Origin of the sequence: Phaeocystidibacter luteus, from assembly GCF_008933115.1 — a bacterium.
Taxonomy (GTDB): domain Bacteria; phylum Bacteroidota; class Bacteroidia; order Flavobacteriales; family Schleiferiaceae; genus Phaeocystidibacter; species Phaeocystidibacter luteus.
Genome location: NZ_WBVO01000015.1, coordinates 24,247 through 48,457 on the forward strand (window position 1 = coordinate 24,247; position 24,211 = coordinate 48,457).

The following is a 24,211-nucleotide window of genomic DNA, read 5'->3' on the forward strand; positions in this document are numbered from 1 at the left end:
CCAGCACGCAGGTGAGCGCTTCCTGCACCTGTTTTGCGTTTTTTACGCGCCACGATGATTTTAATATTGCGGTTTTGCCTTTTGCGGTTTTGCAGCTTGCCCGCCAGCCGGCGGGAGAACCACCCACGATGATCCACCTCGCACACCTCATTTTCTCCGCGAGAACCCCCGTGCCCGGCACCCGCTCAATCGACATGCTTGTTAACCCAATTCCCAGTTGTTATTCCGGCGATACACCTTCAAACTGTCATTGCGAAGCTCAATCATATAGTCAACACCATAACCATCTATGTAGTGCTGTTGATGGTTCCCTTCTTTGTAGTGGAAAGACCGTTCTTCGTTCAAATGTAGATGACCCCAAAGGGTGTTCATTTGAATCAAAGTGTCTTGGAAAACTAGCCCTGAAACGGTGACATGATATAGGATATAATCCATACAGTCATACATTTCGCTATTGTTTGATTGTTTAAAGAATCTATTAAAACGATCAAAATTTGGCCTGCGAGTGACTACATAAACGTTGTTGTCGACCACGAAATCCATGACGATTGTCTGATTGTAGTCGTCTAGAATTATATCCGCGCCCTCCGTCGATCGAGATTCGTCCCCTCCATACCACCTCACCTTGTACGTGCTGTCGGATGCTTCAACTTTTCGTTCAACCGGCTTTGATCTTCTAAAGGGACGAAGTTCTCTAGGGTTCCTAATACTCATTATTCTTGATGAGCCACCCATATGATTTAGTGAGGCGATGACATAGTACACGTTATCTACCTTGTAGACTCCCCTCGGACAAAGCGCTTGGCATCCCGTTGAGTCGCCCGTAGCCCGATTTATAAACCAAGCGCTACCTCCAAATTCACCACTACATGTCCTAACCACATCGTAATATTCATCCGAGAACAGTGTGTCTGGTTTCGGAGTTGAATATTTCATTCTCTCCGTAACTCCTTCATTCCATGGTAGAAATTGAACGCTTAGGCTCGGCACGGATTCCTGTCTTCCAGTGCAAATCATTATGAGTGAAACCGAAGCAATAATTGAGTTTTTAAAGCTCATTCAAATCCTTTTATTAGTGCAGTAAGCTTCCACCAGTCTGGGTAATTTACTTGTTTGAGGTTATCTCCATGCATCAAGTGGTAATGAGTATCTTTTTTGCCCTCAATCAACCAGCTATTATAATCATATGGTGCCTCGCAAGAATCGGTGGGCATTGTGGTCCAAAACTCTATGCTGTCGAGCAAAGCTGAAACTTCATTCCACTTGCTCACACCAATCGAAGCTGGAGGGTATTCTTCGATTTCAGCAATAGTACTAGGCCAATCGTCAATCTCTTTTTTAACAAAGAGGAGGCATTCATCACCTCTTTTTTCCAAACGTATGACTACTGGCAAGCGACGGCTTTCTTGATACGTGAACCTGAATGCTTCATAATCGGCCGTATCCCTCATCAAGCTGGTTTCGTCAAATCGAATGAAACGTTCGCTAACGTCTCTCATCCATAATGTATCATGAGTGTGCCTGCATGACGAGTGCCACATGTCACGCTTAAAGTAGTATTCAGGTTTCTCTCTCTCCGCCTGGCTAGACAACAGCTGTTCGTTCTGCACTGAAGAACAAGAGCTAAAAACCAGAAAACAGAAAAAGAATCCTAAACGAATCATGGAGGAGCGAGAAATGGTTTTGAAAATTACGGAATTGAAGCTTCGCACGTTGGTCTGAGCAACAGAACCTTTCATTTTCCAGGCTGCTTTTTTTGCGCTTTCTACGCGCCGCGATGATTTTTAAAATTGGCGTTTTTGCAGCTTGCCCGACCACCGGCGGGTGAAACACGTAAGTAGATCCCCCGCGCTCTCCCTCCACCATGCACATCTCATGTTCTCTGCGAGAAACCCCCCGCGAGACCCCCCGAGCCCGGCACGCGCTAAAGCACCGTGCCTATTGCTGGGAATTAAGGCGCATCAATCAATTCCAGCACGCAGATGGGCACTTCCTTCACCTGTTTTGCGCTTTTTACACGCAGCGATGATTTTTGAAATTGGCGTTTTTGCCTTTTGCGTTTTTGCAGCTTGCCCGACCACCGGCGGGTGAAACACGTAAGTAGATCCCCCGCGCTCTCCCTCCACCACGCACATCTCATTTTCCCCGCGAGAAACCTCCATGCCCGGCACGCGCTAAAGCACCGTGCCTATTGCTGGGAATTACGGCGTATCAATCAATCCCAGCACGCAGATGGGCGTTTCCTACACCCGTTTTGCGCTTTTTACGCGCAACGATGATTTTAATATTGCGGTTTTGCCTTTTGCGGTTTTGCGTGAACCACCCACGATGATCCACCTCGCACATCTCATTTTCCCCGCGAGAAACCTCCATGCCCGGCACGCGCTAAAGCACCGTGCCTATTGTTGGGAATTATGGCGTAACAATCAATCCCAGCACGCAGGTGGGCGTTTCCCACACCCGTTTTGCGCTTTGTACGCGCAGCGATGATTTTTGAAATTGGCGGTTTTGCCTTTTGCGGTTTTGCGTGAACCACCCACGATGATCCACCTCGCACATCTCATTTTCCCCGCGAGATCACAGCCGCACCTGAACCCCCACATACCAGCTACGCCCTGGACTAGGTATAATCCCCGGCCCCGGATACCCCGTCGCCCTACGCGTGAAATACGCCTCGTTCATGAGGTTGTTTACCCCCGTTTCGAATTGCCAGCGACCCGCACTGTACGACAACCCAAAGTCCATGACCATAAAAGCCGGAATCAAGCCCGTTACCGCCGGTGCGCCACCATCAATATCATTCGCCGCATCCGTGAATTGATCACTCAAGTAGGTAAGCTGTAATCGCCCTCGCCACGTTTTCCAAGTGCCCTCAATCCCCGTTTTAATGTTAATATGCGGAGCAAACTCCACCTGGTTTCCCTCCACCTGTGGTAGGGCACTTTTTAGGTAGACCGAGTTCACAAAAGAGGCGTTCAGGAAGATATTCGAACTGATGCGTTGTTCCGGTCGATACAAGTACGTGTACGAGGTATAACTCTCCAATCCGTAAATCAATGCCTGACCAATGTTCGTGCGGTAGCTTACGATTCTGAAGGTAGAGGTGTCAAATTGCGCTACCTCGCCAATTCGGTTGTCATAGTTGAGTAAGAAGGCCGAAACATCATAGGTCCAACGGTCACCCGAAGTCTGACGAATTCCCAGGTCAATGGAATAACCCCTTTCGTCCTCAATGTTTTCATCAATTCTGAAACTCGGATTCACAATGTGGATGTCGGAATACGTTATCGCACGGAAGTTTTGCGTGGCGTTGAAATAGATCTGAGCGCTCTCCGTCAACTGATACTCTACTCCAACCCCAGCGAGCACAAACGAACGCTCCCTACTCAATCCTCCCGGGAAGGTTTCATTGAAAATGATGTTCCCAGCTAAATCGCGCTGTACTTCGCGGTAGTAGCCGTCACTCCGACTGTTAATGTATTCAACACGGATACCCGGCGTCACCGTCCAGCGCGTGCCAAAGGTCATGAGCTGCTCTGCAAAGAAAGAGAGGTTGTCGTTGGGGTAAACGTAGTCCGATTGCAGGTTTTCTTCGCTGTCGATAAAGGTGAAATCGGCATCCGAGCCTGTGCTTCCTAACCCTTGCTGACTATTGTTTCTGGCGGCATATGCGCGCACGCCGTACAAGGTAGCCCACGGACCGTACGTCGTGTTGAATCGATTTAAGTACCGAACCTCCAATCCCATGTTTTGGAATTCACCCGTGATGAGCTCACGCTCAACGTTGCCGGGGTCTTCGGTAGTGGGACGATAGTTCCTGAAGCCAAGGGCGTTTCGACTTGCGTAAAGGCCGTATAAACGCGCATTTAGTTCATCGTTTCCAATTTTTTGACTGAATCTCAAGGCGAAAATATTCCAGTTGAGTCCAAACCAATTGCGTTCTCGGTTCGACTGCCGCGGATCTGCCTCGAACATGTTGTCGTCCAAGCCTCCAGGCTGTTTTGCCAGATAGGAGAGGTGCGTGTATTCACCGATGAGTTTTGAATGTTCAGAGAAGTTGTATTCAATCTGAGCAAATCCGTTGAAACTGTTGTAATCCGAGTTTGGTCGCCAGCCATTTCCTCTTCTGAAATTGCCATAAACGTAGGTTCCAACCTTGCCCTTTCTCCAACCCAGGGAAGTGAATTGATTGAATAATCCAAAAGATCCACCCGTTGTTCGATTGAGTACCTCCCAGCCTTCAATTTGCGGAGCGCCTTTCATTTTGAAATTGATAAGTCCGCCGAATTGAGTTCCATATTGAAGGGATGCCGCCCCTTTGACCACTTCGATACGTTCCACCGCCTCCGCGGGAGGAGTGTAATAGCTCTCTGGGTATCCGAGGGCATCGGGAGAAATGTCGTATCCATTCTGGCGAACATTAAAGTTTGAGGCGCGATTCGGATTCAAACCCCTTCCGCCAATGTTGAGCTGAATTCCGCTCTCGTCGCCTTCCCAAACGTTCATCCCCGTCACCTTGGAAAAGATTTCGCGTGCGTTGTTGTTGGCGAGGTTTAAGGCAGATTCACTCGGACGAATTACTTCGCTCTTTTTGCCGGCATAGATTGCCGTGCCCTCAATAGCTTGAAGTCGAGATCGATTGAACGTGTCTCGGCGCGCTGTAACGACGACCTCACCAAGATTTCCTGTAGATTCTGATAGTGGAAGGACAATGAGCTCGTCGCTCACTGGAACGGTGGTATCTAGAAACGGATAGAAATCGGGTAGAACGATGACGCGAGCGGATGATCCGTAGGAGTCATTCCAGGTGAAAGATACACGACCCCTTGCATCAGAGTAAGCCACCAAGCCGCGCTTTGGAATCTCCACGCGCGCATCGTGAATGGGGTCGCCGTTTGGACTAACAACCTGGAGGTTCAGGGAAGATTGTCCGGCCGCGGAGAGGCACCAAAGTCCTAAGGTGAGAATATAGAGTAGCCTACCAGCCATGAATTTCGTCATTCCAGGCAGTGATCCACTTCTTGTGTCCCCAGCCATCTTTCACTTGCATCAAATCGATGCTCTCATCTACAATCGGCTGCGAAGGTCGTGCATTTAGCGAAACTGCCGAACGAACGTATACCTCTGGATTCTGCATTCCAGCTTCCTCGTAGAGGGATCCCAGATAGTGCGCGAACTGCAAGAGTAAATCTGGCTGAAAGGCCATTTGTTTCTCCTGCGTTTCATTGAGGTATTCGGAAGGGTCAACCCAGACGTATCTTCCGGTAGAGCCCTCTACCACCTTGAATTCAGCGGCACCGGATTTTTCCATCAACATGACTCTCCATGAGAATCTAAAGCCCTGTTCCGTCCAGAAAAGCTCACCCGGGTACAATTGCGACCGCATTGGGTAGAAGATTTGCCAAGCGAGGAACACGGGGAGAATAAACTTGGCTAGAGCCGGATTCCAAGTGCGCCATTCGTGCCATTTCCGTGGAGCAGAAGGGAAAACCTTTCCGAGCGCAAGTTGCCATTTGGCATCAAAGAAAACGAGTGTGATGACAATCATCACGTATGGGAAGACTCCAATGGCCGGGAAGAAGATGGCGGTGAGTGTATGGAAAATGATAACCGTGATGTAGGCGAAAATTCGCGTCCTTTTCCACCAGAGAAATATCCAAATGGTGGTGTCGTAGAGCATGCCAAACCAAGCGAAGGCATAGGGTAGCCATGGCTCATCAACCAATTCTCCTAAAATTGGCAAATCGTACCGTGACGGAAGCCACATTTTTAAAGGTTGTGCTTCGATCAACCAATCGCTATTCATCTTGGCTAGGCCGGCAAAGAAGTAGAGGATGCTGACCAATACTCTGGGGAGATCTACCGTCCATCGAGGGGCTTCATCTGCCGATTTTGCCCTTCCCAACCAAGCGTCCATACTGCCGTAATGCGCTGCAGGAAGCCAGCACAAAGCAAAGGCCAGAATGGTCACGAAGTAGTAATGGTTCAGGTAATATGCCACGTCCATCAACTCGATGTAAGTAAAAGTGATGGTGAATGTGATTATTGACAGTCGATACAGGTATCCAACGCAAACTCCAATCGCCGAAATCATGGCAACAGCCCATAGGAGGTAGGTCCATTCCCCAAGTGGTTGAACCCAATCGAATCCGTAATAATGAAAGTGATACTGCGGTTCGATGTAGAGTTCGAACACCCAATTATTCAATAATGAACGAAGGAGTGCAAAGAACATGAGTGCTCCAAATGCAAAGCGCAAGAAGGCCAGAGGCGCAAGATGCGTGTAGCGTTTGAAGTATCCCATGGGCGATTAATCGCCGTCTGAATCCACATAACTGATCGTAACATTCAAAGAAGAAGAAATCTCCGTCTTAATCGTGAAAACCATCACTTGATACGCAGCCCAGACGTCGTTGAGTTGTTGAGGGTTTGTTTGAGCAATGCTGTAAAAATCGTTATCTAATCCCTCAATGGCAAGTTGGACGTCATCCAATTCGCTTTCTAGCTTTCCAGAGAGCTGAGTTCCATTGCGTTGGTCCATGTAGGTTACGTAGTCCAATACAGATGCTCCAGCCGTATGGTCGACGTGCGACATGCCTGTCCAAGCGCGACGATATGCCTCAAATGCACGCAATGCCAAAGCTTTGCTATTTACTCGAGAATAGAGTCCTTCTACTTTTTCTGGAGCGGGAGTGCCCGTTCTTTGTCCACCCGGAATCCCAAACTTGGCTTCGCGGTTATGCACCTCCAAATAAGGAAGGAAAGTGTGATTGAAGAGAATTCCGAATGCAGATCCTCTGTCTGTTCCCTGGGCATTCACGAAATCCGAACGATACGTGTTCCAATCTGAAATAGTGGTTTCAGTTTTTGCTTTCATGCGCGAAAGCACATCCTGAAAGTAGGTTGAAACGGCTGGATTAGTCCAGTCGATTGCGTTGCTGAACAGCAAGTATTCAAGCCCTGGAAAACCTTGGGCATCGAACTGCGAAATCGCATTCAGGTCGTAAGACCCTTGAAGGTTGGCGAGAATTTGATTCGTATCGGTTGGATAGATATTCATCGCCGTGAGTAGACCCGCATCTTCGGCGGGACCAAAGTTCCACAGGGCTGCATCTTGCCAAGAAAGGTATGCATCTAGCCAAGCAGATTCGAGTGCGGCCTTGTTGGATGGCGTTGCCGAAGCGACATAGGTATCCAACGCCTGCTGCATTTCATTGAGTTCCACATTCAGGTCGGAATACGAGGGTAGAATGAGGTTGTCAGTGATATTCTCAATTACTTCTTTTCGGTTGAAGTTGTCTCCAGGTGTAGATGGACCATCTTCACCACATGAGATGAAAAGAAGAGGAAGAATAAGTGTGCTAAGCTTGATGATTCGCATTTCTGTGAACTTTAGTCTCGCCAAAAGTATTGCGGTTATTTCTCTGAATTAATGACTTCCGTCAACTATTGCCTCAGAAAGATTAAAGGTGTTTCCGATGGCCGTTTTTACAGTTTCGATGCGAGTTTGAATGTCGCCCGACCAGAATCCGTTTCCTTGGATAAGTGTTTCGATCCACGCATCGCTTTGAGCAGCGGTAACCTTTTCACTTGCGATGTAGCGAAGAGAATAGATGAAGCCCACTCCTTCAGAAAGTGCGTGGAATGCCACCGCAGCTTCACCACTGTTCAGCGCAGTTGCGCCTTTGTTAAGGTAACCTAGTGCCTTGAGGTAGGTTGTTTGCTCCATGCCATCGGTAATGGTGGAGATAACCTCGTCTCTTGAGTCGTAGTCTTTCGCAACAATCGCAGCACGACCTTTGCGGAAGGCGTAATACATGTCAGACGCAAGACCGAAGTTGTTTTCAAGTCCCACAATGTAACGACCCCAATATCCTCTCTCTTGAGATACGGATGGGTCAAGGTTCAAGTCTTGTACAAGTGTAAAATACCCATAGGCCTCGTCCCAATGGTGCTCCATAGAGGTGTACGGGTCGGCATTGGTCGCGTCGTTTTCTACATCCAATTTAGCCGGAGTGAGGTAGTTGTTTACCATTTGATCCATGAAGATGGCACCCATCAATCCTTTCTCGATGACTTGCACGTACTCAACTCCGCGCTCATCAACCAAGTATCTTTTCGAGTTGTCTGAGTTTGAGATTACCCCAGCTACACCGTCAGCCGCAGTAGCAGGGTTTTCACTTGCAGTAACCGCTGCTTGCATCCATCCTTTGAAGTAGTTGATGGTTGCCCCTTGATCGAATGTGTGCGTTGGAGATGCAGAGGTTTTAGAAGAAAGCGACTTGCCAGAAGTGTTCAAATCGGCGTCCGCGAATGGGTTGTTCTGGTTCTCGTACATGTCTACCAACATGTCGTAGTCCAAAGCATTGTCAACACCACCTTTCATAGTTGTGCTGAGCTCGGCCATCATAGCCTGACGATCGATTTGGCCGCCGTAAGCTACGGTCGATTCGTTGTTACGAGTGAACTCGTAAGTGCTTGGTACGGAGAGTGCTGGCTCGTTTGGTTCTTCAGGTGAGCAGGCAGCCAAACCTGCAATAGCGAGTATAGATAGCGTGTAGCGCATTAGTTGTAATTTAATTTAGACCAATTCTAAACAGTGGCAAAACTAAAGCGCGAATGTGAACCCTGCAAGGCTTCTAAGTGAACTTTTTTGAAAGGTGATTATTAACTTGTAGGACACTGACTACAAATAGCTGATATTTAGCTTTGTCTAGCAAGAGAACCACACATGATTGTACCATCAAGACCACAGAATGACTTCTCACGCGCGCAAGCTGCGGAGGAGTTTAAACGGATAAGTGAAGAGGAAAAATCGGCATTAGAGGAGATTGTAGACTTGGCGTCGCGCATTTGTGGAACCAAGATGGCGATGGTAACCTTTGTGACGGAAGAGGTGCAGTATTTACAGGCTGCAAAGAACCTCGACGTTTCTACCACGCCTCGCGATCTTGCTTTTTGTTCGCATACCATTTTGGGGGACGATCTTTTTCAGGTGAAAGACACTTGGGAAGATGAGCGTTTTCACGATAACCCGTATGTCCGAGATAACCCGAACATCCGGTTTTATGCGGGAATGCCTCTCGAAACAGTTAACGGAATCAAGCTGGGCGCACTTTGTGTGATAGATTCTGAACCAGGTGGACTTACCGATGCTCAATCTGAAGCGCTCCGGATTCTGTCTACCCAAGTCATGAAACGATTAGAGCTCAGCAAAACACAGCGAGAGCTTGAAGAGCAGAACCACCGCCTCACCCGTATTAACGCGTTGAGGTCGAAGTTGATCAATGTAATGGCGCACGATATTCGTGGTCCGTTAAGTTCCATCCGAGTTGTTGTAGACATGATGTCGGAAGGTTCATTCACGCCCGAGGAAATGATTGACTTTGGTGACACTGTGGATGAAGTGATTCAGCAAACGGATGATTTCCTAAACAACATTTTGGAGTGGGGAAAGGTGATGTCGGTTGATGAAAATGAAGCCGCGACCCAGGTGAACGTCTCAGAGATGATAGAAGACATTGCCGAACTGAGTTCCATACAGGCCAAGCTTAAGAACTTGACTATCGTTGCCGATGTTGAAAGCGATCTTCATGTGCACATGAGCAAGAACGTATTCATGTTGGCATTGAGAAATCTTCTCGGTAACGCCATTAAATTCTCCGAGAATAACGAAATTCGAATTTCCGCAGAACGAACGGAAGACAAGATTCTTACACTGAGGGTGACAGACCATGGTGTGGGAATGACCGAAGAACGGAAATCTCAGATTCTTGATGGTGAGCTACTCACATCGAAGTCGGGAACACGAGGAGAGAAGGGAACAGGTATAGGACTTTCGTTTGTAGTGGATATGTTAGACAAGGTCAATGCAAAGATGGATATCAACATTAATGCAGACGGCGGATGTACTTTTAGTGTTGATTTTCCAATCTCATAAATAGATGCAATCGGAAGGAACTTACCATAATCTTGAAACGCTTCGCCTAACTACAGAGGGCGATAAGGATTTCGAGGCCATTCTCATTCAAGCGTTTTGTGAGGAGGCACCAGGAATGGTTCAAGGAATGAAAGAAGCCTACGAATCAGGGAATTTGCAGGAAATGGGCAGGCATGCGCACAGCTTAAAACCAAACGCCCAGATGTTTGGTATCGATTCCATTCGCGAAAGCATTCTCGCCGTTGAAACCTTGGGTAAAGAAAATCGAACCACACCAGAGCTTGCGGGCTATATCGACGAGATTGTGCTCGTTCTAACGCAAGTGGTTAAAGAGCTGGAATGATAGCCTATATCTTCTTCCGCATCTTCGATGCAATCATTGCCATTCTACCTTGGAGAGGGGTATACGCCTTGGCCAATTTTGCCTACTTCGTCCTTTTTAGAGTCATCAAGTATCGCGTGGAACTCGTCAAGGAGAACTTCAGAAAGTGTTTTCCAGAGAAGGACGAATTGTGGATTAACTCCATGACCAAAACGTATTACCGCTACCTGAGTGAAATTTTCATCGAGTCCATAAAGGCGATGCACGTTTCTTCGGAGGAAATCAAAAAGAGGTTCCGCCTTGAAGGTGAAGATGTCATTCGCAAGCATAACCTACAACACCAGAATATTATCATAATTGGAAGTCACTACGGGAATTGGGAATTCATGACGCGTGGATTGCCACATATCGTTCCTCATGAAGTGGCGGGCGTATATCGACCGCTTTCCAACCGTCGGATTGAGAAGTATATGGCCAAGCACAGAAGTAAAGACGGTATGTGGCTTGTGCCGACTGAGAAGTCGAAGGAATCTTGGACGGAGAAGCGCGAGCGCCCCGTTGCCTTCGGTTTGTTAGCTGATCAGAATCCTTCCAACCCAAAGCGATCATACTGGATTAACTTTTTGAATCGCGAAACAGGGTTTACACCCGGCGCGGAAGTGTATGCAAAGAAGTACGATTACCCCGTTGTTCTCATGTTGTTAAAACGTGTGAAACGCGGGCATTACACCGTGCACTTCGAAGAGTTGGAGTTCAATCCGACCGAAATTGAATTCGGAGACATCATGCGCAAGTATGCCGCGAAACTCGAAGCGTGGATTCAGAATGACCCACCATATTGGTTGTGGTCGCACCGCCGCTGGAAGCATAAAATGCCCGAAGATTACACGGCGATGACGCCTTTGAAATAGGCCCCTTTTTAATTTTGGCACCCTTCTTGGAATGGTAGAGTTGAAACTAAATCGACAATACCATGAGAAGAATAGTAATGCTCTTAGCCATGACAATCGCCGGGATGGGATTGCAGGCGCAGGATTTCCAATGGGGAGTTAAGGGTGGACTAACCTACAACATGACCGACCTCAGCCTAGGAGATGCCGTAAGTACTAGCGGCGAAGTCTTCTCTGGCGATCGCAGCAACAACGGATGGCACCTAGGTCTCACCGCTAGAGACGAGATTACCAATAATTTTTACGTACAGTTCGACGCGCTCTACAATCAAACTTCACTCACAATGGATGGAGTTGATGAGAACGGTCAGCCTGTAAGTCAGGAATTCACTCAGAACGCCATCAACCTGAACTTGGCACCCGGGTTTAGAGTATTTAAACTCCTTCGCGCTCAAGCTGGTTTGAATGGTAACCTCTGGTTAGATAATGAATATGCCGATACGTTCGGACGTTTTCAGCTCGGGTATCAATTGGGAGTTGGTTTGGACTTGGGTCCGCTGACTTTCGACATCGGATACAACACTTCATTCAAAGACCACGATGGAGAATGGAACGGTATTCCGTTGAGTACCAACAGAGGAGAACTCCTAATGACCGTTGGAATCCAGTTTTAATTAACTGTGAATTAACTCCGAATGAATTTAAATAGGCGATTTTTGTCGCCTGATTCTTACAAATCAGTCGTTCTTTCCGGTTCAGCAAGTAGGTACTTTTTGTGTTAACGTATAAATCTACACCGAACCGTAGAAGCCACTTAAGAGAACATCTTAGGTGGCTTTTTTATGAATTGTTGATTCGTGCCTCTTCCCTGTCTTCCAAGATTTCCGTTGCACGTTCCATGGCCTTCTTCAGCTTGTAATCACTCCACTTGTTTCCGTAGTATTTGTTGAGATACTCATCGAGTTTTCTAACTACGAATACGTTATACGCGCCTTTCAATTTGTCGATACTTGAATCTGCAAGGGCGCGAAGGCTGAGCGAAAAGCTGCCGTCGAGATATTGAATGTAATGCCAAATCCCGCTAGGCATGAAAAGCGTTTCACCAGGCTTTAAATCCGTTTGATACCCCTTCGCATATTTCACGGCGGGGTACTTCTCGTAATCGATATTGCTCATGTCAACCGCACTGTGCGTGGTGAACGGCAACTTGTACAAGTACTTCGATTCCGATTGTTCGAAGAGTGTAATGCGCTTGGTTCCTCCGAATTGCGTGATGAAGACGTGGCTTAGATCGATGTCGTAATGAAGGCGTACATCACTTCCCGCCGCTCCAAAGAACATGTATGGAAAGTCTTCAAGGAAATTGTCGGAAAAATTCGGAAAGCTGAAGTCCTCTAGTAATTCTGGACAAAGCTTGAATAGATTGAAAAGGAAGATCCGCAAATCACTTTCCTCATCTTTTTCGAGCATCTCGATGTACTCTGCGAATGGGACCTCCTTTACCGGAGGCATCTCGATACGCGTAGGCTCATTGTCGAGCCACTTTCCGTAGAGCTTAACTTTATGTTGACCTGCCAGTTCTTTGAGATGAGAGTAGGTCCACTTTTCCATAGCGGCCCATCCTTTCGTAAAATTTCTCAAAACCACAGGCTTCTGAGGCTTTAAATACTTCTCTTGAAAGTCCTCAGGCGAAATGTTGTCTTCAACGGGAATCGGACGAATGTCTAATTGATCCATTTCAGTTTCATTGGAATTTATTGGTCTTCCAAAAATACGGACTACCCTACAGTTTAACGCAGATGTTCTTAGTTTCTGTGAAAAAATGCAGTGCTTCAAAACCACCTTCTCTACCCACGCCAGAATTTTTCATTCCGCCGAATGGCGTACGAAGGTCTCGAACTAACCAACAGTTTATCCAAACGATTCCGCTTTCCACCAAGCTTCCCACTCGGTGCGCCTTTTTTAAATCAGATGTCCAGATCGTTGCCGCCAAACCATACATCGTACTGTTGGCCATAGTGAGCACTTCCTCTTCTGTGTCGAATGGGGTGAGTGTTACAACCGGACCAAAGATCTCTTCCTGGTTCGTTCTACAGGTATATTCCAACCCTTCAATTACGGTTGGTTCAAGGTAGAATCCCTCTGAGTATTCTCCTTCAAGTACAACGCGGTTGCCTCCTGTGAGCACGGTTCCTCCTTCTTCCTTTGCCAATTCAATGTAGCTCTGGACCTTTTCGATGTGAGGCTTAGAAACGAGTGCACCCACCTTGGTTGTCTCTTTGTTTGGAGGTCCAACTGTGAGCTTCTTTACACGCTCCACAAATGCCTCCTTGAACTTCTCATAAATGGGACGTTCAATAAAAATTCGAGAGCCGCAGAGGCATATTTGTCCTTGGTTTGCAAAGCTGCTCGCCACAGTTGTGTTGAGCATGTCTTCGAAATCACAATCGGCAAAAATGATGTTCGGATTCTTTCCACCTAGCTCAAGTGATAGCTTCTTGAACATAGGAGCCGCAGTGCGGGCAATGGTTTGTCCGGTAGTCGTACCACCAGTAAACGAAATAGCTGGGGTGTCGGGGTGGACCGTCATTGCTGCGCCGACCTTTCCGCCCAAGCCATGGATGATATTGAGTACCCCTGGAGGCATTCCAGCCTCGTTGCATATTTCACCCAATAGGGCGGCAGTTACTGGGGTGACCTCACTTGGTTTTGCTACGACAGTGTTTCCACTTGCCAGAGCTGGGGCAATTTTCCAGGTAAAAAGGTAGAGTGGGAGGTTCCAAGGACTGATACATCCGGCGACACCGAGAGGTTTTCTCAGGGTGTAATTGAAACCGCTTTCACCCATGTCATGTGTTTCAGCGGAATCATGCAGGATGGCTGTAGCGAAGAAGGCGAAATTATCCCGAGCTCTGGGAATATCTACACGGGTGGCCAGCTTCAATGGTTTTCCGTTGTCTCTGCTTTCTGCAGCTGCGAGCTCAGGGAGTCTAGCTTCAATGCCACGAGAAACCTTCATCAATATATCGGAGCGCTGCTTGTTCGTCATCGCAGCCCAAGCTGGGAAGGCGGCCTTAGCAGCTATTACGGCTTCCTCAACGTCTCTTTCGTCGCTGTCTGGGATTCTGCCATACACCTTGCCAGTAGCCGGTTCAACATTGTCTAGCCATTGGCCACTAGCCGGATCTACGTATTGTCCGTTGATGAAGTTCTGAATATCCATGGGATGTCTTGTGGTATCTGTTCTATGCGAACTTCAAAAATAGGCAATGCTACTCAGTCGAAGAACATTCCCACCTGCATACCTAGAATAAACTGGCCGTAGTTTGCTTGGAAATGATGATAGCCAATGGTGACTCGTGCCGAATAGTTATCGATGGTTATGCGGCCAAGGTTTACGTGTCCTCCGTACGACAGGCCGCTCCGGATTTCATTCGGATCGTCTTTTCTCCGGCGAATGCCATACAGCGAGTTGTATCCCGCCAATCCTTCAAATTCTATAAACCAATCCGTGCCATGTCGATAGCCGAAGCCTACGTAGTTTGACAACATTCCGTTGGTGACTCCAGTGGAAATGAAGCCGTGCCAATGGTGCATGTGTGTGACGTCGAGGGTACGTCGATACGTAATGCCAAACCCCATAGCGTGACCGAGCAAGTCGGCACCCACTTCATTCAAGGGGTGCAGTTGGGCAGAAGATGTAAGTGAAAAGGCAGCGCAGAGAACCGCGAGTAAAAGTGTTTTCATAGAGAGCGAGTTAGAGTCTCTCTAAGATAAGCAACTTCCTACAAAATTAGAGGCTTCCTGTTCTTCCGCCGTCTACCGGTACGTTAATGCCGTTGATGTATGAGGCAGCGGGACTTGCCAAGAAGGCTACGGCATTCGCCACTTCCTCCGGCTGCGCGAATCTTCCCATCGGAATTTCGGCGGTCATCTTCGCCGCAACGTCTGACTTTTCCACGTTGCCTTTACTTGCTTTGTTTTCAATGATCCCAGTAAGTCGCTCCGTTTCCGTAGCTCCTGGAAGCACGTTGTTCACCGTAATGTTGAACGCACCGACTTCGTTGCTCAAGGTTTTGCTCCAATTGGCAACTGCACCGCGAATGGTGTTGGAAACTCCGAGTCCTTTCAATGGAATCTTTACAGAAGTACTGATGATGTTGATGATGCGGCCAAAGCCTGCTTCCTTCATTCCAGGAATTACGGCTTGTGCAAGATTGTGATTGTTCACTAGGTGCGCATTGAACGCGTTCATAAACTCTTCAATGCTAGCTTGATGTACAGGCCCAGCAGGGGGGCCGCCCGTGTTGTTCACCAAAATATGAGCTGTATTTCCGGCAGAAATCCAGTCGTTAACCACGCGCTTAACCTCGTCGGTTTTGCTATAGTCAGCCACTAGATAGCTGTGCGATTGATCTCCGGATACGGAGAGCTCTGAGATGGCCTTTTTCAGCTTCTCTTCATTCCTGGCAAGAAGCACAACACTTGCTCCCATGCTCGCCAATTCCTTGGCAGAGGCCAATCCGATTCCTTGCGTACTACCACCAACGAGGGCAGTTTTTCCAGACAAATTGAGGTTCATGCGTGTGCTTTTTCTATGTCGTTAATGAAGTAAGTCAATGTCTCCAAGCAAAGGTCGCGATCTTCAATGAATCCCATGTGTCCATTTTCTGTAATCAATCGATCTACAACCATTGGAGCTGAAAGTTGAGGTTCAATTTTCTCGAAAGGGAGAACCGTATCCCTTTTTCCGGTGATGAAGAGAAAAGGAATCGGCGAGAGGTGCAGCAGTACTTCTCTATCGGGACGTTCCTTCATGCCTTCGAGGGCGGCAATAATTCCTTGAACCGGCATTTTTAAGGCTTCCGCTATCATACCCTTAATCTCGGTTCGATAAATCTTTCTTGATTTAGACCGAAACAGCATGGGCAGTGAATGCTTCACAAAAGCTTCTGGTTGCTCTTTCACCAGCTTGATGGCACGGGATCTATCCACCTTTTTTTCGTCTGAATCTGCCAGAGCGGTAGAGTGAAAGAGAGTGATGCTTTTCGGGACATCGGGATGTTTTTCTCCAAAGGCAAGGGCGACATACCCACCCATACTGTGGCCCACAATGTGGTATCGCTTTAAGTGATGATGATCTGCAATTGCTTTTACAACGGCAGCCATCTCATCCATGCTGTGCACATATCCGAAGCAGTCACTTTTACCGTGACCGGGCAAGTCGATGCAAATAACACGATAGGACTTCGCCAGCTCTGCTGCATAGTCCTTCCACATGGTCGAATTCTCGAGGAAGCCATGGAGGAGAATGACGGCAGAACCCCGACCAGCATCTGTATAGTGAATCGGGGTTCCGCGGTGAGAAATGAACTTTGAGCTCATGCTCAGCTGTTCATAAAGTCTTCGATTTCTTCAACCTCCTTAGGGATGCCTGCGGTAAGGTTGAGGAGACCGTTTTCGGTGATAACAACATCGTCTTCAATGCGCACGCCGAGGTTTTCTTCAGGAATATAAATTCCAGGTTCGCATGTGAACACGTTGCCTACTTGCATGTCGGCTGTCCACAATCCAACGTCGTGTGTATCTAACCCAATGTAGTGTGAAGTGCCGTGCATGAAGTACTTCTTGTACGCTGGCCACTTCGGATTTTCATTCTTCACGTCGGTTTGATCGATAAGTCCGAGATCGAGCAATTCGCTTGTCATAAGCTTGCCGACTTCTACGTGGTAATCGTTCAGGTTATTTCCTGGAACGAGCATTTCGAGGGAGGCCTTTTGAACGCGGAGAACGGCGTTATAAATCTGCTTTTGGCGATCTGTGAACTTGCCGGAAACTGGATAAACACGGGTAACGTCGCATGCGTAGTTCGCATATTCGGCACCTACGTCGAAGAGAATTGTATCGCCATCGTTACAAACATCTTTGTTTTCGATGTAGTGTAGAACACATGCGTTGTAACCGGAAGCGATGATAGGCGTGTAGGCGAAACCTCTTGATCGGTTCGACAAGAATTCGTGCATGAATTCGGCTTCGAGTTCGTACTCTGTAATTCCGGGCTTGATGGCTTTTAGAACACGTCGGTACCCTTTCGTTGTAATGTCGGCCGCTTGTTGCATTACGGCGATTTCAAGGTCGCTTTTTACGGCACGTATACGGTGCATGATTGGCGCGGAACGGTCGTAGTTATGGGCCGGGTACTTCTGCTTGCACCACTCGATGAAGCGGTCTTCGCGGGTTTGAACTGGAGAAGCGTTTCTGAGATGCTCGTTGGTATTGAGGAAAACGACCTCGGCTTGCGACATCATCTCATTGAATACCCTCTCGAAATCTTGCAGCCAAAAAACGCTAGAGATGCCTGAAACTTCCAGTGCTTTTTCGGCGGTTAGTTTTTCGCCTTCCCAAACGGCGATGTGTTCGTTGGTCTCTTTGAGGAAGAGCACTTCTCGGTGTTCTTCTTTATACGCATCGGGGAAAATCACGAGGATAGATTCCTCTTGATCTACACCGCTGAGGTGGAAAATATCCTTATGCTGAACGAATGGCATGGTGCCATCGGCACTCGTCGGATAAATATCATTGCTGTTGAACACGGCCAACCCTCCGGAAGGAAGCAGTTGACGAAAGCGTTCGCGATTGTCGATGAAAATTTGTCTGTCGAGCGGTAAATATCTCATGTATTGGGGTTTTGGGGGGTTAAAGGTATGGATTTGGGAAGACTGCCATGCAATGAGGCGCTTCGCTTAAGGTGCGTTGCACAAGATTGCGATGCAATAAGACGCTTCGCTTAAGGTGCTTTGCACAAGATTGCTTTGCAATAAGACGCTTCGCGTAAGGCGCGTTGTGCAAGATTGCTTTGCAATAAGACGCTTCGCGTAAGGCGCGTTGTGCAAGATTGCGATGCAATAAGGCGCTTCGCTTAAGGTGCTTTGTGCAAGATTGCTTTGCCATAAGACACTTCGCTTAAGGTGCTTTGTGCAAGATTGCGATGCAATAAGACGCTTCGCTTAAGGTGCGTTGCACAAGATTGCGATGCAATAAGACGCTTCGCGTAAGGTGCGTTGTGCAAGATTCCGTTGCAATTAGGCACTTTGCCTAAGAACGCTTCTTGGAAGCGGAATTGCACTGGACTAACATGCGACTAAGTGGTCTTTTTATTGCCAGCGGACGGAAGGATAGTTGTCTTACTGAACGGAGTGAAGTCTTAACCGACCAAAGGGAGGTTCTTTCCGTCGGCAGACGGAATTACGCGAAGCGTCTTACTGCCCAAGCCTAGCTATTGGATGCATGAAACTATAACCTCAAGGGCAGTGAACATTTTAACTCTAAATCACTTACCTTTAACATCATGACTAAACCTAACCTCTTAGTTATAGACGACGACAAGATCTATCACTTCTTGGTGTCACGTATTCTCGATGATGTGAAAGCTGGTGAACAGTTTTCAGAAATTCACAAATTCTTTTCGGGCTCTAGTGCATTAACGCACCTCAAAGAAAACCAGAACAGTGAGCGAAAACTGATACTGTTGGACCTCAACATGCCGGGGATGTCGGGCTTCGAATTTTTGGAAGCTCTGGATAAATACGAGGATGTCCATAAACACTGCACCGTTTACATTGTTACAAGTAGTGTAAATGAGTCAGATAGAGCGAGGGCAGACGAGTTTAGCATCGTTAAAGGATATCTCGTAAAACCCCTCAAAAAGTCTGCAATCGAGAACTTAATAGCTCAAGAGGTTAGATAAGGATGACATCTCCTAGATTTAGATACATTCCAAATAGGCAGCAGAGTTGGCAGGCGTTGTGCTTTGGGCTATTTTTGTTGCTCCTGAAATCAGTCCCTAATATTGAACTATATGGCAACCGGTAAAGGTTTATTCGGATCGTCACTCGCCCGCAAGTACTGGATGGCGTTGACAGGTCTTTTCCTCATTACCTTCCTAATTGTACACTTAGCTGGTAACTTACAGCTATTTGGGGAAGGAGAAGAAGTTAGAGATAGCTTCAACTTGTACTCGAAATTCATGACCACCTTCCCGGTGATCAAGGTGGTGTCTTACCTCCTCTATGCGAGTATTTTGCTTCACGCCATTGATGGAATCGTATTGGCTCGCCAGAACGCTGCTGCACGCCCGTCAAAATATGTGAAGAACAACGCAGCTGCTAACTCAGGTTGGGCTTCGCGTAACATGGCGCTTCTCGGCATCATCACGCTTCTTTTCATCATCATCCACATGAAGTCGTTTTGGTATGAAATGCACTTCGGAAATGTGCCTACGTACATGATTGATGGAGAAGAGATCAAAGACTTACACTCCATCACAGTTGCCGCATTCGAGCAATTGTGGTACACATTAATCTATGTGATTTCGATGGCGGCCTTAGGCTTCCATCTGTGGCATGGATTCCAAAGCGCATTCCAAACAATGGGCTGGAGCCATCCTCAGTATAATCCAATCATTAAAGGAGTAGGTAAAGCGTTCGCGGTAATCGTTCCGCTTCTATTCGCACTTATTCCAATTGTCATTTACCTACGATAACAAGATAGCATGTCTATGGATTTGAATAGTCAGATTCCTGAAGGCCCACTAGCGGAAAAGTGGACAAAGCACAAAAATGATATCCGCCTAGTAAACCCTGCCAACAAGCGCAATATCGATGTTATTGTTGTGGGTACTGGCCTCGCAGGTAGCTCTGCCGCAGCTTCTCTAGCTGAGATGGGCTACAACGTAAAAGCATTCTGCTTCCAAGATTCTCCTCGTAGAGCACACTCCATTGCCGCTCAAGGAGGTATCAACGCAGCAAAGAACTACCAAAACGACGGTGACTCTACGTTCCGTCTTTTCTACGATACCATCAAAGGGGGCGACTACCGCTCTCGGGAGGCCAACGTTTATCGCTTGGCTGAGGTGTCGGCAAATATTATCGACCAATGTGTTGCCCAAGGTGTTCCTTTCGCACGTGATTACGGTGGTCTACTCGACAACCGCTCGTTCGGTGGTGTTCAGGTAAGCCGCACCTTCTACGCGAAAGGTCAGACTGGTCAGCAGCTACTCCTCGGTGCTTATTCAGCACTTTCACGTCAGATCGCCAAAGGCCGCGTGAAAATGTACAACCGTCACGAAATGCTCGACGTTGTTAAGGTTGACGGAAAAGCTCGCGGAATCATTGCTCGTAACCTAACGACAGGTGAAATTGAGCGCCACGGTGCTCACGCTGTGCTTCTTTGCACTGGTGGATATGGCAACGTATTCTTCCTTTCTACTAACGCGATGGGTTCTAACGTAACCGCCGCTTGGAAGGCACACCGCAGAGGTGCGAGCATGGCCAACCCTTGCTTCACTCAAATTCACCCAACCTGTATTCCTGTTTCAGGAGACTACCAGTCGAAACTCACGTTGATGTCGGAGTCACTCCGTAACGACGGACGTATCTGGGTTCCGAAGAAGAAGGAAGACGCGGAAGCGATTCGCGCAGGTAAATTGAAGCCTACGCAGCTTAAAGAAGAAGATAGAGACTACTACCTCGAACGTCGTTATCCGGCATTCGGTAACCTCGTGCCGCGTGACGTTGCTTCGCGTGCAGCTAAGGAGCGTTGCGATGCTGGCTTCGGTGTAAACCAAACGGGTGAGGCGGTTTACCTCGACTTCTCATCTGCCATCATGCGATACGGTCGCGAGGAAGCAAACATCCAAGGTGACCACAACCCTTCTGATGCCAAAGTGAAGAAGCTAGGTAAAGAGGTGGTTGAGAAAAAGTACGGTAACCTCTTCCAAATGTATGAGAAGATTACAGCCGATAACCCGTACGAAACTCCAATGATGATTTATCCTGCAGTTCACTACACAATGGGTGGCCTGTGGGTTGATTATAACCTTATGACCAACGTTCCGGGTCTCTTCGCTCTAGGTGAAGCTAACTTCTCGGATCACGGTGCAAACCGTTTGGGCGCCTCTGCACTCATGCAAGGTTTGGCCGACGGATACTTCGTAGTCCCTTACACCGTAGGTGGATATTTAGCAGATGATATTAGAACGGGCGCAATTGATGTGAACAGTTCTGAGTTCGAAGCTGTTGAGAAAGAAGTAAAGGATAGACTACAGAAGCTTGTTGACAACAACGGCTCGCGCTCTGTAGATTACTTCCACAAGCGTCTCGGACGTATCATGTGGGAGAAGTGTGGAATGGCTCGTAACGAAAAAGGCTTGAAAGAAGCCATCGCTGAAATTCGCGCACTTCGCGAGGAGTTCTGGAAAGAAGTTCGCGTTCCTGGAAAATTGGATGGCTTGAACCCAGAGCTTGAAAAGGCCGGTAGAGTAGCCGACTTCATCGAGCTAGGTGAATTGATGTGTATCGACGCACTCGACCGCAACGAATCTTGTGGTGGTCACTTCCGCGAAGAGTACCAAACTGAAGACGGTGAGGCCGTTCGTAATGACGACGATTACCGCTACGTAGCAGCTTGGGAATACTCAGGAAATCCAAGCGAGCCTAAGCTCAATAAAGAAGAGCTTGAATTCGAAAATGTTGAACTGAAGACGCGCAGCTACAAGTAAGCTGAACTTCATAAATCAGAGAGATATGAATCTTACGCTCAAAGTTTGGCGACAAGATGGTCCTAATGACAAAGGACGCATGGAGACGTTCAAGGTGAATGATGTGTCTGAACACATGTCGTTCCTCGAAATGATGGACGTCCTCAACGAACAGATTATAAACGACGGAGGCGATCCAATTGCCTTTGACCACGATTGCCGTGAAGGTATTTGTGGTATGTGCTCCATGTACATCAATGGTGAAGCTCACGGCCCAGGTCGCGGAGTTACCACGTGTCAGTTGCACATGCGCGAATTCAATGACGGAGATACCATTTACATTGAGCCATGGAGAGCAAAAGCTTTCCCTGTGGTGAAAGACTTGATGGTAGACCGTTCTGCATTCGACCGTGTCATTCAAGCCGGTGGTTACGTATCTGTAAACACTTCGGGTAATACACAAGATGCCAACGCAATTCCTATTGAGAAGGAAAATGCGGATGCAGCGTTTGATGCGGCAACTTGCATTGGTTGCGGTGCCTGCGTTGCAACGTGTAAGAACTCTTCGGCGATGCTCTTCGTATCTGCCAAGGTTTCACAATTCTCACTACTTCCTCAAGGTGAGCCAGAAGCAGCTGATCGCGTGCTTAAGATGGTAAACCAAATGGATTTGGAAGGATTTGGTAACTGCACCAACACCGGTGCGTGCGAGGTTGAATGTCCTAAGGGAATTTCCCTAGAGAACATCGCCCGCATGAACCGCGAGTATCTGAAAGCGAGCTTGACGAAGTAATCGTCTCAAGCCCCCTGATATAAGAAAGGCTGCACGCAAGTGCGGCCTTTTTTTGTGCCCACACGAAGCGGTTTTAGAACGCTCAGGACAATTCTTCCAATCTAACTCACTTAGATTTCATTTCGAGCATGGATGTAGGTTACTTGGAATGTTTAGAGTATAAATCCTTGATTATCAAATGCTAGGGGCTGGATTGTGCAAACTTAACGGATGCATAACGGTGAGAAAAAGTGCTTTTCTGGATAAATAATCAAATTTATCTCACTTACATTCGTGAAAACAGTTGCATGTAATCAGCTTGGATTTATATTTGCCGGCCATTTTTTGAGATATGAAGAACAAGTATTCCGACCTAATCGAGCAAACTTTCTACTGGCCCCAAGAGGAGTTCTACGTAGAAGAAGATCAGCTAATGTGGCACGACATCAACTTGATGGACGTGATTAAACAGTACGGCACACCGCTCAAAGTGACGTATCTACCAAAGATCTCTGAGAACATTCAGAAGGCTAAGCGCATGTTTAATGTGGCTATGGCCAAGGTAGATTACAAAGCGGAATACAACTATTGCTATTGTACCAAGAGTTCGCACTTCAGTTTCATCCTCGATGAAGCGCTGAAGAACGATATCCATATCGAAACCTCAAGTGCTTTCGATATCAATATTATTGAAGAACTCGCCGAGCAGGGCAAGCTCACAAAGAAGAATTACGTGGTTTGCAACGGGTACAAGCGCGATCAGTACCTAGATAATATTGCACGCTTGATCAACAATGGTTGGACAAACGTAATTCCGGTAATGGATAACAAACGTGAGGTAACCGAGCTCAGCGATCGTCTGAATGAAAAGACAAGTATTGGTGTTCGAATTGCCTCTGAAGAAGAGCCAAAATTCGAGTTCTACACCTCTCGATTGGGAATCGGGTATAAGGACATTGTGCCTTTCTACGAGAACCACATTGCGAACAATGATAAGGTGGAGCTTAAGATGCTTCACTTCTTCATCAATACGGGTATTAACGACACGGCGTATTACTGGAACGAACTTCTCAAGTGTGTGAATGTGTACATCTCACTCAAGAAGATTTGTCCAACTCTTGACTCGTTGAACATCGGTGGAGGCTTCCCAATTAAGAACTCGCTCAACTTCGATTACGATTATGCCTATATGGCCGAGGAGATTATCGCCCAGGTGAAGCGTACTTGCGAGCAAGCCGGAATTCAAGAGCCACACATCTTTACTGAGTTTGGATCGTACACGGTTGGCGAAAGCGGAGCTGCCTTTTACAATATCATTGGAGCTAAGCAGCAAAACGACCGTGAAAAGTGGTACATGATTGACTCTTCTTTCATGACTACTTTGCCAGACTCTTGGTCAATCAACAAGAAGTTTGTGATGCTCGCCATTAACCGTTGGAGCGACCCGTATGAAAGAGTGCTCTTGGGTGGTTTGACTTGCGATAGCGACGATTACTACAACAGCGAACAGCACAGCAATGCGATCTTCCTTCCAAGGTTGACTAAAGAAGAGCCGTTGTTCGTAGGATTCTTCAATACCGGTGCCTACCAGGAGTCGGTAGGAGGATACGGAGGAATCCAGCACTGTTTGCTACCTGCGCCAAAGCACGTGGTTGTTGATCGCGACGAGGATGGCGAGGTTCGAACCAAGCTATTTGCCAAAGAGCAGAGCTACAAATCCATGATGAAAATCTTGGGTTACTAAGAAATT

General features: G+C 47.5%; 21 protein-coding genes. 9 read left to right on the forward strand and 12 right to left on the reverse strand.

Annotation, left to right across the window (positions count from 1 at the left end; translation table 11 throughout):
- Window positions 1-201 precede the first annotated feature (201 nt).
- From F8C67_RS13670 to F8C67_RS13695, 6 genes are all read right to left on the reverse strand, one after another.
- Complete coding sequence (locus F8C67_RS13670; protein WP_170266474.1) at window positions 202-1,059, reverse strand: hypothetical protein; 858 nt, start codon at window positions 1,057-1,059, stop codon at window positions 202-204.
- Window positions 1,056-1,499 (reverse strand): hypothetical protein, encoded by a 444-nt coding sequence (locus F8C67_RS13675; protein WP_151668426.1) that lies wholly within the window; start codon window positions 1,497-1,499, stop codon window positions 1,056-1,058. Before F8C67_RS13675 ends, F8C67_RS13670 begins: the two co-directional genes overlap by 4 nt.
- Before the next feature lie 1,078 nt (window positions 1,500-2,577).
- Window positions 2,578-4,989, reverse strand: coding sequence for a TonB-dependent receptor family protein (locus F8C67_RS13680; RefSeq protein ID WP_170266475.1), 2,412 nt, complete (start codon window positions 4,987-4,989; stop codon window positions 2,578-2,580).
- Window positions 4,979-6,304, reverse strand: a complete 1,326-nt coding sequence (locus F8C67_RS13685; protein ID WP_151668428.1) for an HTTM domain-containing protein — start codon at window positions 6,302-6,304, stop codon at window positions 4,979-4,981. The genes F8C67_RS13680 and F8C67_RS13685 overlap by 11 nt, the downstream gene beginning before the upstream one ends.
- A gap of 6 nt (window positions 6,305-6,310) precedes the next feature.
- Complete coding sequence (locus F8C67_RS13690; protein WP_151668429.1) at window positions 6,311-7,381, reverse strand: imelysin family protein; 1,071 nt, start codon at window positions 7,379-7,381, stop codon at window positions 6,311-6,313.
- Window positions 7,382-7,429: 48 nt separating this feature from the next.
- Window positions 7,430-8,566, reverse strand: a complete 1,137-nt coding sequence (locus F8C67_RS13695; RefSeq protein ID WP_151668430.1) for a DUF4856 domain-containing protein — start codon at window positions 8,564-8,566, stop codon at window positions 7,430-7,432.
- A gap of 165 nt (window positions 8,567-8,731) precedes the next feature.
- Here F8C67_RS13695 and F8C67_RS13700 point away from each other — a divergent pair, with 165 nt between their 5' ends.
- The 4 genes from F8C67_RS13700 (at window position 8,732) to F8C67_RS13715 (ending at window position 11,826) form a co-directional block, all read left to right on the forward strand.
- Window positions 8,732-9,940, forward strand: a complete 1,209-nt coding sequence (locus F8C67_RS13700) for a GAF domain-containing sensor histidine kinase (protein ID WP_151668431.1) — start codon at window positions 8,732-8,734, stop codon at window positions 9,938-9,940.
- 4 nt (window positions 9,941-9,944) lie between these two features.
- Window positions 9,945-10,283 (forward strand): Hpt domain-containing protein, encoded by a 339-nt coding sequence (locus F8C67_RS13705; RefSeq protein ID WP_151668432.1) that lies wholly within the window; start codon window positions 9,945-9,947, stop codon window positions 10,281-10,283.
- Window positions 10,280-11,173 carry a lysophospholipid acyltransferase family protein gene (locus F8C67_RS13710; RefSeq protein ID WP_151668433.1) on the forward strand — a complete coding sequence of 298 codons (894 nt, stop codon included), beginning with the start codon at window positions 10,280-10,282 and terminating at the stop codon, window positions 11,171-11,173. Before F8C67_RS13705 ends, F8C67_RS13710 begins: the two co-directional genes overlap by 4 nt.
- A gap of 62 nt (window positions 11,174-11,235) precedes the next feature.
- Window positions 11,236-11,826, forward strand: coding sequence for an outer membrane beta-barrel protein (locus F8C67_RS13715; protein WP_151668434.1), 591 nt, complete (start codon window positions 11,236-11,238; stop codon window positions 11,824-11,826).
- Between the two features lie 166 nt (window positions 11,827-11,992).
- Here F8C67_RS13715 and F8C67_RS13720 read toward each other — a convergent pair whose 3' ends face one another.
- The 6 genes from F8C67_RS13720 to F8C67_RS13745 are packed head-to-tail and all read right to left on the reverse strand — an operon-like array spanning window position 11,993 to window position 17,829.
- Window positions 11,993-12,889 (reverse strand): cupin-like domain-containing protein, encoded by an 897-nt coding sequence (locus F8C67_RS13720; protein ID WP_151668435.1) that lies wholly within the window; start codon window positions 12,887-12,889, stop codon window positions 11,993-11,995.
- 46 nt (window positions 12,890-12,935) lie between these two features.
- Window positions 12,936-14,375 carry an aldehyde dehydrogenase gene (locus F8C67_RS13725; RefSeq protein ID WP_151668436.1) on the reverse strand — a complete coding sequence of 480 codons (1,440 nt, stop codon included), beginning with the start codon at window positions 14,373-14,375 and terminating at the stop codon, window positions 12,936-12,938.
- Between the two features lie 53 nt (window positions 14,376-14,428).
- Window positions 14,429-14,899 (reverse strand): hypothetical protein, encoded by a 471-nt coding sequence (locus F8C67_RS13730; RefSeq protein ID WP_151668437.1) that lies wholly within the window; start codon window positions 14,897-14,899, stop codon window positions 14,429-14,431.
- Window positions 14,900-14,945: 46 nt separating this feature from the next.
- A complete protein-coding gene (locus F8C67_RS13735; protein ID WP_151668438.1) occupies window positions 14,946-15,734 on the reverse strand; it encodes an SDR family oxidoreductase in 789 nt (262 codons plus the stop codon).
- The gene (locus tag F8C67_RS13740) at window positions 15,731-16,537 is read right to left on the reverse strand and encodes an alpha/beta fold hydrolase (RefSeq protein ID WP_151668439.1); all 807 of its coding nucleotides are present in this window, start codon (window positions 16,535-16,537) and stop codon (window positions 15,731-15,733) included. The genes F8C67_RS13735 and F8C67_RS13740 overlap by 4 nt, the downstream gene beginning before the upstream one ends.
- A 2-nt stretch (window positions 16,538-16,539) precedes the next feature.
- Window positions 16,540-17,829, reverse strand: a complete 1,290-nt coding sequence (locus tag F8C67_RS13745) for an aminopeptidase P family protein (RefSeq protein ID WP_151668440.1) — start codon at window positions 17,827-17,829, stop codon at window positions 16,540-16,542.
- A 671-nt stretch (window positions 17,830-18,500) separates the two neighbouring features.
- On the opposite strand from F8C67_RS13745, the gene F8C67_RS13750 reads away from it, so the two are divergent.
- The 5 genes from F8C67_RS13750 to F8C67_RS13770 all read left to right on the forward strand — a co-directional run bounded on the left by F8C67_RS13750 (window position 18,501) and on the right by F8C67_RS13770 (window position 24,205).
- Window positions 18,501-18,899: a response regulator gene (locus F8C67_RS13750; RefSeq protein ID WP_151668441.1), complete on the forward strand. Its 399-nt coding sequence runs from the start codon at window positions 18,501-18,503 to the stop codon at window positions 18,897-18,899.
- 111 nt (window positions 18,900-19,010) lie between these two features.
- Window positions 19,011-19,694, forward strand: a complete 684-nt coding sequence (locus F8C67_RS13755) for a succinate dehydrogenase cytochrome b subunit (protein WP_151668442.1) — start codon at window positions 19,011-19,013, stop codon at window positions 19,692-19,694.
- Between the two features lie 15 nt (window positions 19,695-19,709).
- On the forward strand, window positions 19,710-21,710 hold the full coding sequence (locus F8C67_RS13760) for a fumarate reductase/succinate dehydrogenase flavoprotein subunit (RefSeq protein WP_407675840.1): 2,001 nt from the start codon (window positions 19,710-19,712) through the stop codon (window positions 21,708-21,710).
- 25 nt (window positions 21,711-21,735) lie between these two features.
- Window positions 21,736-22,482, forward strand: a complete 747-nt coding sequence (locus tag F8C67_RS13765; protein WP_151668444.1) for a succinate dehydrogenase/fumarate reductase iron-sulfur subunit — start codon at window positions 21,736-21,738, stop codon at window positions 22,480-22,482.
- Window positions 22,483-22,813: 331 nt separating this feature from the next.
- Window positions 22,814-24,205 carry a type III PLP-dependent enzyme domain-containing protein gene (locus F8C67_RS13770; RefSeq protein WP_151668445.1) on the forward strand — a complete coding sequence of 464 codons (1,392 nt, stop codon included), beginning with the start codon at window positions 22,814-22,816 and terminating at the stop codon, window positions 24,203-24,205.
- Window positions 24,206-24,211: the final 6 nt, after the last annotated feature.